12 protein-coding genes, 1 tRNA gene and 2 pseudogenes are annotated in these 14,818 nt (G+C 42.5%); 6 read left to right on the forward strand and 9 right to left on the reverse strand.

Translation table 11 applies throughout. The features are described 5' to 3' along the window. Positions 1 to 14 precede the first annotated feature (14 nt). The 9 genes and pseudogenes from nirB to CZ434_RS21980 all read right to left on the reverse strand — a co-directional run bounded on the left by nirB (position 15) and on the right by CZ434_RS21980 (position 9,630). Complete coding sequence (gene nirB / locus CZ434_RS05755; RefSeq protein ID WP_077622243.1) at positions 15 to 2,369, reverse strand: nitrite reductase large subunit NirB; 2,355 nt, start codon at positions 2,367 to 2,369, stop codon at positions 15 to 17. 190 nt (positions 2,370 to 2,559) lie between these two features. After that, positions 2,560 to 3,309 carry a CAP domain-containing protein gene (locus CZ434_RS05760; protein ID WP_077622244.1) on the reverse strand — a complete coding sequence of 250 codons (750 nt, stop codon included), beginning with the start codon at positions 3,307 to 3,309 and terminating at the stop codon, positions 2,560 to 2,562. 130 nt (positions 3,310 to 3,439) lie between these two features. Continuing rightward, the gene (gene fabI, locus CZ434_RS05765) at positions 3,440 to 4,219 is read right to left on the reverse strand and encodes an enoyl-ACP reductase FabI (RefSeq protein WP_077622245.1); all 780 of its coding nucleotides are present in this window, start codon (positions 4,217 to 4,219) and stop codon (positions 3,440 to 3,442) included. Positions 4,220 to 4,343: 124 nt separating this feature from the next. Continuing rightward, positions 4,344 to 5,744, reverse strand: coding sequence for an L-seryl-tRNA(Sec) selenium transferase (selA, locus tag CZ434_RS05770; protein WP_077622246.1), 1,401 nt, complete (start codon positions 5,742 to 5,744; stop codon positions 4,344 to 4,346). A 76-nt stretch (positions 5,745 to 5,820) separates the two neighbouring features. Continuing rightward, positions 5,821 to 6,009: pseudogene (locus CZ434_RS22605) on the reverse strand (Rdx family protein); the annotation flags it as partial. Positions 6,010 to 6,087: 78 nt separating this feature from the next. Then, on the reverse strand, positions 6,088 to 6,807 hold the full coding sequence (locus CZ434_RS22610) for a SelB domain-containing protein (protein WP_281252297.1): 720 nt from the start codon (positions 6,805 to 6,807) through the stop codon (positions 6,088 to 6,090). Positions 6,808 to 6,915: 108 nt separating this feature from the next. Then, a pseudogene (locus CZ434_RS22825) lies at positions 6,916 to 7,353 on the reverse strand (SelT/SelW/SelH family protein); the annotation flags it as partial. 78 nt (positions 7,354 to 7,431) lie between these two features. Further along, positions 7,432 to 9,330 carry a selenocysteine-specific translation elongation factor gene (selB, locus tag CZ434_RS05785; RefSeq protein ID WP_077622249.1) on the reverse strand — a complete coding sequence of 633 codons (1,899 nt, stop codon included), beginning with the start codon at positions 9,328 to 9,330 and terminating at the stop codon, positions 7,432 to 7,434. Positions 9,331 to 9,465: 135 nt separating this feature from the next. After that, positions 9,466 to 9,630: a hypothetical protein gene (locus CZ434_RS21980; protein WP_179107183.1), complete on the reverse strand. Its 165-nt coding sequence runs from the start codon at positions 9,628 to 9,630 to the stop codon at positions 9,466 to 9,468. 141 nt (positions 9,631 to 9,771) lie between these two features. Here CZ434_RS21980 and CZ434_RS21985 point away from each other — a divergent pair. The 6 genes from CZ434_RS21985 (at position 9,772) to phnE (ending at position 14,816) form a co-directional block, all read left to right on the forward strand. Next, a tRNA-Sec gene (locus tag CZ434_RS21985) sits at positions 9,772 to 9,868 on the forward strand. 145 nt (positions 9,869 to 10,013) lie between these two features. After that, positions 10,014 to 11,012, forward strand: a complete 999-nt coding sequence (locus CZ434_RS05790) for a glycosyltransferase (protein ID WP_179107184.1) — start codon at positions 10,014 to 10,016, stop codon at positions 11,010 to 11,012. A gap of 39 nt (positions 11,013 to 11,051) precedes the next feature. Further along, complete coding sequence (gene selD, locus CZ434_RS05795; protein WP_179107185.1) at positions 11,052 to 12,101, forward strand: selenide, water dikinase SelD; 1,050 nt, start codon at positions 11,052 to 11,054, stop codon at positions 12,099 to 12,101. 106 nt (positions 12,102 to 12,207) lie between these two features. Further along, the gene (locus tag CZ434_RS05800) at positions 12,208 to 13,110 is read left to right on the forward strand and encodes an NAD-dependent epimerase/dehydratase family protein (RefSeq protein ID WP_077622251.1); all 903 of its coding nucleotides are present in this window, start codon (positions 12,208 to 12,210) and stop codon (positions 13,108 to 13,110) included. A gap of 25 nt (positions 13,111 to 13,135) precedes the next feature. Next, positions 13,136 to 14,050 (forward strand): phosphate/phosphite/phosphonate ABC transporter substrate-binding protein, encoded by a 915-nt coding sequence (gene phnD, locus CZ434_RS05805; protein ID WP_077625082.1) that lies wholly within the window; start codon positions 13,136 to 13,138, stop codon positions 14,048 to 14,050. A gap of 10 nt (positions 14,051 to 14,060) precedes the next feature. Further along, entirely contained in the window at positions 14,061 to 14,816 is a 756-nt protein-coding gene (gene phnE / locus CZ434_RS05810; protein ID WP_077622252.1) for a phosphonate ABC transporter, permease protein PhnE, read from the forward strand. Positions 14,817 to 14,818 lie beyond the last annotated feature (2 nt).

Raw genomic sequence — 14,818 nt, forward strand, 5'->3', positions numbered from 1 at the left:
TGGAATTTCTGTCGTTACCTACTGTTAACCAGGTATTTCCCTTTCTCCCTAACCACAGCTTCCAAGCTATCCAACAACTGGTTGCGCAAATCTTCCTCAAACAGCACCTCCCTTATATGCATCAATCCAACCCTGTCAATCCACTGCCAAGTACGTTCCAAATAATTTGCCGAATTACGGTAATATTGAATAAAGGCAGTAATAATATCGATTGCTTCTTTATTATTGATTCCTACACACAACAATTCACCTTGACGAACGTTACTTCCGCTGTTTCCTCCAACGTAAATTTCCCACTTTCCTCCTCTTTTGATTACACCGACATCCTTCGAAGTAAAACCGGCACCATTGTGGTTGCAAGAAGAAATACCTATTTTCACACGGTGAGGGGTCTTGAGAAATTCTGTCTTCTTCTCGATTAATTCTGCCAGATTAAACGATGGGTGCTTGTTACAGCGACAACTATGATCGCCCCCATCTGTCCTGACTTCTACTGCCATATTGCTGTTGGCAGATTGCAAGGGGATATCCAATTCGTTTCTGATGCTGGATAATTGCTCTTTTCTTATTCCTGTCAAATGTATGCGTTGGTCACCCGCGATAACCATTTTGACCTCAGGGTATTTCTTGCTGATTTCCGTCAAATTTCTCAGCTGTTCGGCTTTTATGAGACCTGCATATATTTTTGGAATAATTGCATATGTATCATCATGTAAGATGGCCACAGTCATTTTTTCATCCGCAAAGGAGGAATCGTCATCCTTCTCGAAAAAAGGATAAATCACATTTAAATGATACTCGATTGCAGACCTGCATATATTGCACCCTTTCTGTACTTTCCACTCAAGCTCCATGAAGACTTCCTGGAGACTAGAAAGATTCTTTGATTGGATTTGTTCTACCACGTCATCTTCTGTTAAGGGTGTGCAGGTACAAAGAGAATTATCGACCACCTGTTCATCGAAATATTCACTTTGTATGTAAGACAATAGTTCTGAAACAAGTGGCTTACAACTTCCGCAAGAACTGGATGCTTTTGTACAATTTCTGACTTCATGGACAGTAGATAAGCTGTCGCGCTGCACTGCCTGTATGATTTCGCCCTTAGTCACACCGTTACACGTACAGATTTGTCCGGTCGACGGCATTGTAGCTGCATAGGAAGCAGAGGGATCTGGAGTTTCGAGTAAAGAAACCTTATCTTTGTCCGAAAACACTTTTCGTTTCACGATGCTGTCAAAAATTGCCGGTCCAACCTGCGTATCGCCGAAAAGTACCGCACCAACCACTTTGTTACCTCTGAAAAGGATCTTTTTATAGATTCCTTCCACTTCGTTATAAATCTGAATCGATTTCACCTCTTCGTCTTGGGATAACTGACCAGCCGAAAACACATCCACATCTGAAATTTTCAATTGAGTAGACATGACAGATCCCTGATATCCATTTGTCGCTTTTCCGGTTAAATGGCGGGCAAGAATTTCCCCTTGCTCGTAAAGAGGTTTGACCAGCCCATAGACAACCCCATTGTGTTCGGCACACTCACCGACTGCATAAACATCATGAGTACTTGTGGACAGCACATCGTCCACGACAATACCTCGGTTTGTGGCAATGCCGCTTCGTTTTGCAAGCTCGATATTCGGTTTAACACCGACAGCCATTACAATCAGATCAGCTTGCACTACAGTACCATCTTTAAATCGAATACCTTCTACCCTCTCATTCCCCCAAATTTTCTCGGTCTCCTTTCCCATCAAAAAATTCATCCCTCTCGCTTCCAACTCTTTTTGAAGCATGCTGGATGCTGCTTTATCGAGCTGTCTTTCCATTAAAGCGTCAGAAATGTGAACGACATCCACTTCCATCCCCAAATTGAGCAGTCCTCTGGCGGCCTCCAGCCCCAGCAAGCCGCCCCCTATTACCACGGCTTTTCGATGCTTTTCCGCTGCTTTCATCATCTTCTCGCAGTCTTCAATTGTTCTAAAAGAAATAACACCGTTTTTGTCCGCCCCGTTTACTGGAAGTATGAACGGAGTAGATCCTGTGGCGATTATCAACTTGTCATACCGTACTTTTCTCCCCGCATCACTTATAACCATTTTGGCCTTTGAATCAATGTCGATGATCGTTTCTCCTGAGAATAGAGTAAGATTATTTTCCAGATACCAGATTTTGTCATTGATGATAATTTCCTCTGGTCCCGTTCCTCCCTGAAGGACAGATGAAAGCATGATACGATTGTAATTGACGTGGGGCTCACTGCCGAAAATGGTAATATCATAAACGCAGGCGTTTTCTTTGAGAATGTTTTCGATACACCGCACTCCCGCCATTCCATTACCTATTAACACCAACTTTTTTTTCATCTTTAGCCACCCCTTCATCATTCTTGCTTACGGCTTCGTTGTTTAAATATTCAAAATCCTTTCCAATTAGTGTAAAGACTAACATAACAGCCGAAAATTTGTATAAACCATGTAAGATAACTTCCCATACTTTTTACTCGTCAAAAACGAAAAGCGGCATACACGCTTTCGTGTATGCCGGCTTCATTGCTTATTTTTGAATAAACATTTGTGTCCAGTAGTTCCCGTCAGAATCGAAACCGATTCCGATATGGGTAAGGTTCCCATTTAGAATGTTTTTACGGTGTCCTGGACTATTCATCCAAGCATCTACCACAGCTTCTGGGGATTGCTGCCCGGAGGCTATATTTTCTGCTGCTGACTGATAATCGACGCCGAATTCCTGCATCATATCAAAAGGAGATCCATAGGTTGGAGAGGTGTGAGAGAAATATCCTTTTTCAGCCATATCCTCTGACTTTGTCTGTGCCACTTCCGTCAGCTCACCGTCGGCTTTCAACTCGCTAAGTCCATTGTTTCTTCTTTCTTCATTGGTCAAACGGACTACTTCCTGCTGAATTTCACTCAGGTTGGCGTTTTGGTTGTTTTGCTGAGCCTGGCCACCCTGGCCTTCTTGATTTCCTTGCTGCCCGCGATTCTGCTGTGTTTCCTGCTGGTTGAATTGTCTACCATCCTGCTGGCCGTTTTCTCTTGCCGGGTTGAATCGGTAATTCGGATATTGCGATTGACCCCTTGGGTTTAAGGAAATTTGAAATCTTTCTTGTTCATACATCTGTTCACCCTGCTGGCCTTGCTGCTCTCCTCCGTTACCACCATGGAAACCAACATTCCGAGTGTTCATCGTCTCATTTTGATTTTGTGCTTCCTGGTTATCGTTATTGCAGGCAGTCAATGTTCCAGCTAATGCGATTGTTACAACACCCATTAAAACTTTTTTCATTGGACAACCTCCATTTTTTAAGCTGTGGCACGATTACTATTTGCATTTGAGGGACGTTTGATTCCTTCCGATTTCCGTCATTACTGGAAATAAAAAAACCGTCTGGACTCCCAAACGGTTTAGCAAAACATCAAGCCATTATATTGTAACCTGCATCGACGTGGACAATTTCCCCTGTAACGCCCCTTGATAAAGGACTAAGCATGACAAGGGACATATCCCCGACTTCTTCTTGTGTAACATTCCTTTTCAGCGGCGATCTTTCCTCTATATCATGGAGCATCTGGTTGAATGATGGAATACCTTTGGCTGCCAATGTACGTATCGGTCCTGCCGAAATGGCATTTATGCGAATTTCGTCCTGCCCCAAATCCAAAGCGAGATACTTAACAGAAGATTCTAATGAAGCTTTGGCGACACCCATCACCTTGTAGCCATCAATCACACGTTCGCCACCAAGGGCAGTCATCGTGATAATTGCACTGCCCTTTTCCAAGTAGGGTTTCGCTTCACGCGCTACCGCTATTAACGAATAAGAACTTGTATCTTGAGCAAATGCATACCCGCTCCTCGAGGTTTCAAGAAAATCGTTTTTTAAATCCTCTCCATGTGCAAAAGCAATCGAGTGGACAATTCCATGAATGGTACCGACTTTTTCACCGATATCAGAAAAAGCCTGCTTTATGCTTTCGTCATCATTTATATCACATGGAACAATCAATTCAGCTTCGGCATTTTCTTCTTGCAGAAGCTTTTTCAATTTTGTCAACGATCGCTCTTTCCGGTATGTAAAAATCAATTTCGCACCTGCTTGGTAAAGCGACCTTGCGACACCCCAGGCAAGACTTCTCTGATTTGCGACACCCATTATTACAATATGTTTTCCCTTTAGTTTCATTATGTCTTCCATTGATTGCCTCCGTAGAAATTTTTTGTCGCCTCCATTATAAACGACCTGGGGCGTTTTGAAAAATCAGTGACAAGTTTTTATCCACAATCAAGTGAAAAGGAGTCAACCAAGTTCTAAAATAACTTTACAATGAACGAAAAGCTTCTATTAATTCTGTTATTTCATCGTCTGAAATTGTCCGGAAATCAATTAACACTTTGTTCTCTTTTATCCTTGTGATGACTTTTGGTGTACTATTTCGCAATTGCGCTGCCAAAGACTGTGCGGATGTACCTTCAACCGTTATTTCAGCTACATAGGTATCCAATTCAACTCCAGGCATCGTGCCTCCGCCCACCTGCGATGTGTCTTTAGACAAACAAACTTCATAGTCAGAACGCAAGGTAGTCAAGATACTTTGAAATTCTACAGCCTGACTGTGAATTTTATCCAAGGGCTTTGTAATATCTCGTATTGTCGGTAGTTGTTCTGCTGTCTTTTCATCGGATAAATATACATCAAGGGTTTTTTCCAATCCGGCTAGGGTCATTTTGTCTACGCGTAAAACTCTTGCCAGTTGATGTTTCTTGAGTCGTTCGACCAGCTCTTTTTTACCGACGATTATTCCGGCTTGCGGACCGCCAAGAAGCTTATCACCGCTGAAGGAAACCAAATCTGCTCCATTTTCGATCACTTCCCTGACAAGTGGTTCGTCCCCAATCTGGTGTTTTCTAAAATCAAACAACGAACCACTTCCCAGGTCTTCATAAAACAGGACATCCTCTGACCCATGTTTAATCCGGACCAATTCCTTTGTCGAAACAGATTCTGTAAAACCGATCGTTTTAAAATTACTGGTATGGACTTTCATGATCATACCTGTTTCTTCTGTGATGGCATGTTCGTAATCATACTCATGTGTTTTATTGGTCGTACCAACTTCGACTAGCTTCGCCCCGCTTTCTTCCATAATAGAAGAAACACGGAATGAGCCGCCAATTTCCACCAGTTCGCCTCTTGAAACAATCACTTCTTTGTTCTTTGCTAAAGCCCTCAGAATAAGGTACACTGCAGCAGCATTGTTATTGACTACCATTGCAGCTTCGGCACCAGTACAGGCGGTCAGCAAATCTTCGATAACATCATGCCGGGAACCGCGCTTACCTGTCTCCAGATCATATTCCAAATCCGAATAGCCGCCGGCTGTCCGCATAATATGTTCGATCGCTTCCTTACTTAACCTTGCTCTGCCAAGATTAGTATGCAACACTGTCCCTGTCCCGTTAATAAGACGGGTGATCCGATCTCGGCTTAAATGGTTGGTTTTTTCCTTGATTTGCTCCCATAGGTAGTCCGCAACCGTTTCCTTTTCCTTATCAATAGGATCCGATCCTTCCAAGAATTGGGTCCGCAACCGATCGACTTCTTCACGGATTACTCCGATCAGTCGTTGTGTGGAGATTCCTGAACTCTTTAACAATCTCAAGAATTGTTCACTTCGTTGTAATTCATGTACAGGCGGGAGCTCCCGCAATCTTTTTTTCATGCTACTCATCCTTTTTAGATACTCAGGAAAAAACAAGCCCCCGCCTGTAAAGGCATTTCTTTTGTAAGGCTGTCATTCAGACTTGTCCATCCATACTCTTTATGATTTCATCTAGTTCCGGATATGACCCGGTCTTTAGTTTCGAATAGATTTTGATTTCGTTTACTGTAACTTCAAAGGCTCCCCCTGAACTTGGAATCAATTCCAATCCAGTTATGGAATTCCGATAATGGTTAAACAACTGTTCCGCAAAACTTGCGGCTTTAGGGGCATAGTTTCACTGCATGCAAAATTCAATTGATACTTTGAAAGCCACTTATAAAACCTCCCTTATTTTTTTAATTTAGTGCAAGTCTGTCCAAGTCCGTTCGCTTCCTTCTCTTTCCGTCAGCTTGAACTGATCAAGTAATTCCAGGAATGGGATTAAATATTTTCTCGACAATTGCAGTATATCCTTTGCCTGTTTTAAATCGAATGTAGCCTCTGTCTCTTGTTTCAATTTTCCAGCTGCCTTGTCGAAAGATTGTTTGTGTACAATCATTTCATCAGTCAAAATATACGCCTTTTTAGTTGCGAGCAAGTATTTTCTCAAATCGGCTGCCTCTTCGTTTGAAAAAGGGGTATTAGCAACGTAAGCATCCCATTTTTGAACAGAAACACCATCTTGCTGCAACCTATCTATCACTTCTTCCATCCGCTTTGCCCACTTCTTGGGAAGGTGCTCCTGGAAGTCAGCGACTGCCAGGAATTGATCCATGCTTTTCAATTCGTTTTGTTCAATCAGCTCTTCCAATGTAAATTCAATAAACTCTCGAGGATAGGCACTCTTGAAGCTTTGCAGGATTTCCGCCTTGTTTTTCCCCTGTCTCAACGGATGTGCTTGGTGGAATGCGGATATTTCATTTTTCAACTCTTCCGCCAGCCGCGAATAGGTTGCAGTAAGAGCAAATTTGTCGTCAACCTGAAGATATTTCGATTCGGCAACACCGCTTTCTAAAAGGGGCACTAACACCTGTTCGTCGAGCGATGTGCTTTGGATCAACTGTTTTTTGTCCGCTATCATTTGTTCGTTCAATACTTCCTCCACCAAATCGTCCGGTGTACCCTCTTTTTTCCTTTGAAGAAAAGAAATAGTTTCGTTACCAAACCGGTATTTTTCTCCTTTTGGCTCGATGACCCATCCCCCACCGATTGTTTCGGCCGGGGTTGGCCTTCTTAAAATAAACCTATCTCCCCTCCTTGCAACTATTTCGTTATCCAGCCTGATTTGACACAGTACTTCATTATCGTTTTCCTCAATTATATTACGATCAAAGAGAACGAGCTTACCCATTTGTTCGGCCGTTCCAATATGCACTTTTACCGGAGATCTCTGTTTCAGCGGATACTTCAGTTCGTTGACCAACTTTAATGAAACATCGATTGTATCGGTAACGATGAAGTGANTGATTTCATCTAGTTCCGGATATGACCCGGTCTTTAGTTTCGAATAGATTTTGATTTCGTTTACTGTAACTTCAAAGGCTCCCCCTGAACTTGGAATCAATTCCAATCCAGTTATGGAATTCCGATAATGGTTAAACAACTGTTCCGCAAAACTTGCGGCTTTAGGGGCATAGTTTCACTGCATGCAAAATTCAATTGATACTTTGAAAGCCACTTATAAAACCTCCCTTATTTTTTTAATTTAGTGCAAGTCTGTCCAAGTCCGTTCGCTTCCTTCTCTTTCCGTCAGCTTGAACTGATCAAGTAATTCCAGGAATGGGATTAAATATTTTCTCGACAATTGCAGTATATCCTTTGCCTGTTTTAAATCGAATGTAGCCTCTGTCTCTTGTTTCAATTTTCCAGCTGCCTTGTCGAAAGATTGTTTGTGTACAATCATTTCATCAGTCAAAATATACGCCTTTTTAGTTGCGAGCAAGTATTTTCTCAAATCGGCTGCCTCTTCGTTTGAAAAAGGGGTATTAGCAACGTAAGCATCCCATTTTTGAACAGAAACACCATCTTGCTGCAACCTATCTATCACTTCTTCCATCCGCTTTGCCCACTTCTTGGGAAGGTGCTCCTGGAAGTCAGCGACTGCCAGGAATTGATCCATGCTTTTCAATTCGTTTTGTTCAATCAGCTCTTCCAATGTAAATTCAATAAACTCTCGAGGATAGGCACTCTTGAAGCTTTGCAGGATTTCCGCCTTGTTTTTCCCCTGTCTCAACGGATGTGCTTGGTGGAATGCGGATATTTCATTTTTCAACTCTTCCGCCAGCCGCGAATAGGTTGCAGTAAGAGCAAATTTGTCGTCAACCTGAAGATATTTCGATTCGGCAACACCGCTTTCTAAAAGGGGCACTAACACCTGTTCGTCGAGCGATGTGCTTTGGATCAACTGTTTTTTGTCCGCTATCATTTGTTCGTTCAATACTTCCTCCACCAAATCGTCCGGTGTACCCTCTTTTTTCCTTTGAAGAAAAGAAATAGTTTCGTTACCAAACCGGTATTTTTCTCCTTTTGGCTCGATGACCCATCCCCCACCGATTGTTTCGGCCGGGGTTGGCCTTCTTAAAATAAACCTATCTCCCCTCCTTGCAACTATTTCGTTATCCAGCCTGATTTGACACAGTACTTCATTATCGTTTTCCTCAATTATATTACGATCAAAGAGAACGAGCTTACCCATTTGTTCGGCCGTTCCAATATGCACTTTTACCGGAGATCTCTGTTTCAGCGGATACTTCAGTTCGTTGACCAACTTTAATGAAACATCGATTGTATCGGTAACGATGAAGTGATCGGAAGCAACCAATACATCGCCCCTTTGGATTTCCTCCCTGTCTATTCCCCCAAGATTTATCGCAGTACGCTGCCCGGCGCGCGCTTCTTCTACCTCTTGATGGTGAACTTGAATACTGCGCGCTTTCACTTTTTTGCCATTTGGGAGGACATTAAGATGGCTGCCTTTTGTTACCACTCCCTCATAAACCGTGCCTCTTGCAATCGTACCTAATCCTTGAACAGTGAATACTTGATCAATCGGGAGACGGAACGAGCCATATTTATCCCTGATTTCAACTTGCCTAAGTTCTTCGAAGATAGCGCTTCTCATGTCTTCTATGCCTTTGCTGGAAACACTGTCCACAAAAACCATTCTGGCATCTTCAAAAACCGTACCTGACAGAGACTCATTGATATCCATTCCGACAAGTTCAAGCAATTCCTCGTCAACCCGATCGATCTTAGTGACAGCAACCATACATCTCTTAATTCCTAAAAACTCAAGAATTTCCAAGTGTTCACGTGTCTGTGGCATGACTCCTTCGTCGGCTGCTACAACAAGGATGACAAGATCGATTCCTGCAACTCCGGCGATCATTTGCCTGATAAACCGTTCGTGCCCAGGGACGTCTACAATCGAAACATGGGTATTGTCTTCTGTATGTAAAGGCGCATATCCTAATTCAATCGATATATTCCGTTCTTTCTCCTCTTTCAACCGATCTGTTTCGACATTGGTTAACGCTTTTGTCAACGTCGTTTTCCCATGGTCGATATGACCGGCCATACCGATCGTATAATACGTATCTTCCACTCCTGCACCTGCTTTCCTATTATGTTGATACTTTTACTTTAATCGGTGCTATTCACGGTTTCAAGCAACACGAATCAATCCATGAAAAAGGCAATTGATTCGATCATGGAATAATCAAAACCAATTGCCCGATTATCAAGAATTTTGTTCTCTTTTCCCCTCTTCATTTATCCCTAACTGGACTTCCGGGTTGACTGCCATCTCCATATCAACCCCGACTCTGTCTTTCTCATTGCCGGGAGTCAATGGCAGCTTCCGTTTATTTTTTCCGTGTGAATGGTTATGTTCGTCTCTTCCCATAGCTATCACCTCTTTTCATCCATTGTTTTTTTAGTATGATGCTGTTCGGGCAAATGCATGTAAGGAAGTCCATTTGTCAAAACTTGTCGCTTGCGTTATTGTTTTATTCATTATAAACTGGATAGGTATTTTAACAATGATGGGGTTGGATGGGTGACTGGTGTCCCCCTGGGTCTTCAAAACCCTGAGGGAGGCGCGTGCCGTCTCCGGTGGGTTCGATTCCCACACAGTCCCGCCAACTACATAACATTAATGGCCTTCTAACCGGATTAGAAGGCTTTCTTTATGGGAAAGAGAAAAGGTAATAACCAATTACCATCATGGATGGGCATTACATGTGACAAACTAAGAAAAAGTTTTATTGATAAAAAGGATGAATAATAATGAAAGTCGTTTTAGCCACCCCCAATTTTCACCAGCCAAGAGGCAATACTGTTACCGTACAGAGAATCGCCGATCATCTGAATCGTGCGGGAATCGAAACTGAAATCATTTCTGTCACTGACGATTCATCGCTGCAGTCTCTGCCGGAAGCCGATGTAGTACACGGTTTCCATGCATACCGTTTCTACAAATTCATGCAGAAATTGAAACAGAAACCATCCGTTTATATGATTACGATTACCGGAACTGACTTGAACCATTTCATTTACGATCCAGAAACGAGGGATGATGTTCTCGCTTCATTGAATGGCGCCAGCGCTGTTCATGTTTTTAACGATGAAGCCAAAGAAACCCTTTTGAAAGAGGCACCCTCTCTTAAGGATAAAACCTATTTGATTCCTCAAGGAGCGGATGACTTTATCAGCAGCCCGTTTCAAATCGACAAGGAGGAAAACACCTTCTTATTCGTTCTTCCAGCAGGTATCCGAAAAGTGAAAAATGTGCCAAGCGCCATCTCTATGTTAAAAAAAGGGCATGATAAGGATTCGCGGATTCGTTTGTGGATCACAGGCCCTGTCCTGGAGGAAGAGGAAGGTGCATTGGTCCAAAAAATGGCAGAAGAAAACAAAGACTGGGTCACTTACCTGGGTGAAATTCCGCATAAAGATATGGGGGCTATTTACAAGCAAGCAGATGCAGTATTAAACACTTCCCACTCAGAAGGCCAATCTTCCGCTATTTTGGAGGCAATGGCCCATGAACTACCAGTACTTGTATCCGGAAACCAGGGTAACCGCAGTATCGTCGCCAATGGTGAAACTGGATTTGTATATGATAATGCAGACGAATTTCTTGATTATGTCAAACAAATAATGAATAATAACGAATTAAGGCAAACAATCGGGAAATATGCGAAAGCATATATTGCCGAAAACCATTCCAGTCAGCATGAAGCTGAACAATTAAGAAAGATTTATGAAGAAGTAGGATCACGCTAAGTTTTCTGCTTCTTCTGTAATAGAAGGAGAGTGAGATACATGTCAAAAGAAGAAATTGTCAAGTTGACTTCTTTATCGACAAAAGGTGGTTGAGGATGCAAAATCGGTCCCGAGGACCTGGCGCAGGTGCTGCGTCACTTACCAAAAGCTGTACCAGATCCAAACCTGTTGGTTGGTTTGGACACTTCGGATGATGCCGGAGTATATAAAATCAACGAGGAAACGGCGCTTGTCCAAACGTTGGATTATTTCACTCCAATCGTCGACGACCCTTACATGTTCGGTCAAATCGCAGCCGCAAACGCACTCAGCGATGTATATGCAATGGGCGGAAAGCCAATCACCGTGATGAACATAGTCGGATTCCCCATCAGCACACTTGATAAAAGTGTTCTTGCCGACATTCTTGCCGGCTCTTCCGACAAAGTAAAAGAATCCGGCGCCGCATTGGTTGGCGGCCATTCCATCGACGACCAAGAACCTAAGTTCGGACTTTCTGTAACAGGAACTGTTCATCCTGACAAGATCCGCTCAAATGCCGGTGCAAAGCCGGGTGACAAGTTGATCCTTACAAAACCGATCGGCGTAGGGATTTTGACTACTGCTATTAAAAAGGATGTTCTTGATCCAGATACCACAGACGAAGTCATGAATGCAATGGCCACGCTAAATAAAGATGCCGGTGAGGCCATGGATGATTTCAATGTGAATGCCTGTACCGACGTAACAGGTTTTGGATTGCTTGGCCATACCCGTGAAATAGCAGCCGGAAGCCATGTTGGAGTGACTGTCTATAGCAAGCAAGTTCCAAAATTGTCCAGAACCAGAGAATTGGCTGAGAAAAACATCATACCTGGAGGAACTAAAAAGAATCATCAATGGCTGAGAGAATCCATTGATTACAATGAAGATATCGATGAAATTGACCAATTGATTCTTTGCGATGCAGTAACTTCAGGTGGTCTGCTCATCTCATTGCCAGAGAATGAAGCCGAATCCCTGCAGAAAACCCTTAAAGCTAAAAATGTTTCTTCTGCAATTATTGGAGAAGTCACAAAAGAGAATCCAGGACGGATTACTGTTAAGTAATGGCGAGAATAACGGAAAGAACCGTCTATTCCAAAAAAGGGCTCGGTTCGAGCCCTTTTTGCAATTTGGGATACTATATTAATGACCCGGGAAAGGATTTATCGATATGAGAGTACTTGTGACAGGTGGTACGGGCTTTATTGGCACTCATTTAGTGAAAGAATTAATAGCAAACGGGCATGAGGAAGCAGTAATAGACAATCGCTCCAACCATTATGACAAATACCCGGAAGTAAAGCATTTCCCTGCTGATATAACAAAACCCTTGAATGAAGTGTTTAATAAGCTTGCTCCGGAGTGTGTCATCCATCTTGCGGCACAAGTAGATGTGAACCAATCCCTTGCAAAGCCAGTAGACGATGCCCGCACAAATATTATTGGCACCATAAACATTCTCGAGTATTGCAGGAAGTACCATGTCAGCAAAGTGATCTATGCATCATCAGCTGCTGTATATGGGGAACCGCAGTATTTAGGTGTAGATGAGGAACATCCATTGATTCCTCTATCTTTCTATGGGATCTCTAAATTATCTGGTGAACAGTATGTTAAAACGTTTGCTGAACTTTATAATTTTTCTTATACCATCTTACGATTTGCAAATGTATATGGCCCAGGAGATGACAAAGGGGAAAGCAGTGTTGTTTCGAAGTTCCTTAGAAAAATGGAAATGGATCAACAACCTTATGTGTTCGGCGATGGCTCACAGACAAGAGATTTTGTTTATGTAAAAGATGTTGTTTCAGCAATTCAGTCAGCCCTTAAAAAGGGAGATAACCAAATATTGAACATAAGCACTAATCAGCAGACATCACTAAAAGAATTGGTTAAAAAAATAAATACTGCGACCGGCAAATCGATCGATCCAATATACACACAAGGCCGAATCGGAGAAATCCAAAAAAGCTATCTGAACAATTCTAAAGCTTTAACCCAGCTTGATTGGAACATCGATTACTTATTGGAAGATGGATTGATAGAGATGCTGGACAGAAACACAAGTAAATAAAATGGATGAGGTGAAAGTCATGAAAATGAAAAAATGGTCATTTACCATGCTTTTCTCGCTGTGTATGGTTCTCCTTCTTGCCGCATGCGGGGAAACAAATGATGAAACAAACACAGACGAACAAGCTGATGAAAACGAAGAAGGCGGAACCTTTACTATCGGAGTCATTCCATCACAAACAGAAGGGGAAATGGAACAAGCTATGGATAATCTTCAATCCATCCTCAATGAAGAAATGAAGCAGGAAGTGAGTATTGAAGTGTATCCCGATTATAATGGAGTGGTCGAGGCAATGAACTATGATCAAATCGATATGGCCTACTTTGGTCCATTGACATATGTCATTGCTCACGAAAAAGGTGGAGCAGAAGCAATCATCACCCAGCTAATTGATGGAGAGCCTTTTTACTATTCCTATATCATTACACATAAAGACAATCCATACGAGTCACTTGAAGATCTTTTGGCCTCACCTGAAGAAGTGGATTTTGCCTTTGGAGATCCTAATTCCACTTCTGGATCGCTAATTCCGAGTATCGAATTACAAGATCGGGGAGTCTATCAGTCAGAGGATGAACATAGCTTCAATTCCGTCCGTTTTACTGGTTCTCACGATGCTACAGCTCTGGCAGTCCAAAACAAACAAGTAAGTGCCGGTGCTATCGACAGTGCGATTTATAATCAGTTGGTGGAATCAGGAAAAGTGGATGATGAACAATTGAAGACAATCTGGCAATCAGAGGAATTGTTCCAATACCCTTGGGCAGTACACCCTGACACCGACCAGGAAACAATTGAAACACTGCAAGAAACCTTTTTGGGTATCGAAGACGAAGTAATTCTCGATGCATTCGGCGCGTCCGGTTTTACCGAAGCCAGCAATGAAGATTACGAAGCAATTCGCGATGCCGCTGTCAAACAGGGATATATGGAAGAATAGAGCTGATATCATGTGGTTCAAAAAAAGTAATATTGTTACACTTGCCGTTCTGGCTGTATTCATTTTCCTAAGCATGAGGCTTACAGAGTTTGATTTAACAAAATTCCGAGATTTTCGTAATATGACAGACTTTTTGACTCAATGGTTCCCGATGGACTTCTCTAAATTGCCGGACATGATCCAGGACAGTCTGGAAACACTGGCCATGGCATTTCTAGGTAGCTTCCTCGGACTTATCATAGGCTTGCCGATAAGTTTTTTGGCTGCATGGAATACTGCTCCATATAAGTGGGTTTATCATCTTTCAAGGATTGCCCTGAGTTTCGTCAGATCGATTCCGGAAATAGTTTTTGGATTGATTTTACTCACAGCACTGGGTCTTGGCCCCTTTCCAGCAGTAATAGCTATCATGTTCCATAATATCGGAGTACTCGGCAAGCTGATATCCGAATTAGTAGAAGCGTCCGATCCAGGGCCACAGGAAGCGATGAAAGCAGTCGGAGCAAAAAATACATTTGCATCCCTATTCAGCATTATTCCGCAAATTTGGCCGAATGTTCTTTCCCATTATTTTTACAGGTTTGAAGTAGCCATCCGAACTTCTCTCGTACTCGGTTTCATCGGCGGTGGCGGAATTGGTCAGCGACTGTTCAATGACTTCAAAACCTTTCAATACTCTTCGGTCTCTCTTGATGTATTGATTATTATGGTAATTGTCATTATTGTTGATTTATTTGGCAGCTATGTACGCAACAAGGTTATATGAAG

Origin of the sequence: Sediminibacillus massiliensis, from assembly GCF_900156915.1 — a bacterium.
Classification (GTDB): Bacteria; Bacillota; Bacilli; order Bacillales; family Amphibacillaceae; genus Sediminibacillus_A; species Sediminibacillus_A massiliensis.

Excerpts from the sequence above, each read along its gene's own strand:
- CZ434_RS22610 (WP_281252297.1), bottom strand. The coding sequence starts at position 6,807 with ATGATAGCGGACAAAAAACAGTTGATCCAAAGCACATCGCTCGACGAA.
- selA (WP_077622246.1), bottom strand. The coding sequence starts at position 5,744 with ATGAAAAAAAGATTGCGGGAGCTCCCGCCTGTACATGAATTACAACGA.
- CZ434_RS05760 (WP_077622244.1), bottom strand. The coding sequence starts at position 3,309 with ATGAAAAAAGTTTTAATGGGTGTTGTAACAATCGCATTAGCTGGAACA.
- CZ434_RS05790 (WP_179107184.1), top strand. The coding sequence starts at position 10,014 with ATGAAAGTCGTTTTAGCCACCCCCAATTTTCACCAGCCAAGAGGCAAT.
- CZ434_RS21980 (WP_179107183.1), bottom strand. The coding sequence starts at position 9,630 with ATGGGAAGAGACGAACATAACCATTCACACGGAAAAAATAAACGGAAG.
- fabI (WP_077622245.1), bottom strand. The coding sequence starts at position 4,219 with ATGGAAGACATAATGAAACTAAAGGGAAAACATATTGTAATAATGGGT.
- phnE (WP_077622252.1), top strand. The coding sequence starts at position 14,061 with ATGTGGTTCAAAAAAAGTAATATTGTTACACTTGCCGTTCTGGCTGTA.
- nirB (WP_077622243.1), bottom strand. The coding sequence starts at position 2,369 with ATGAAAAAAAAGTTGGTGTTAATAGGTAATGGAATGGCGGGAGTGCGG.
- phnD (WP_077625082.1), top strand. The coding sequence starts at position 13,136 with ATGAAAAAATGGTCATTTACCATGCTTTTCTCGCTGTGTATGGTTCTC.
- CZ434_RS05800 (WP_077622251.1), top strand. The coding sequence starts at position 12,208 with ATGAGAGTACTTGTGACAGGTGGTACGGGCTTTATTGGCACTCATTTA.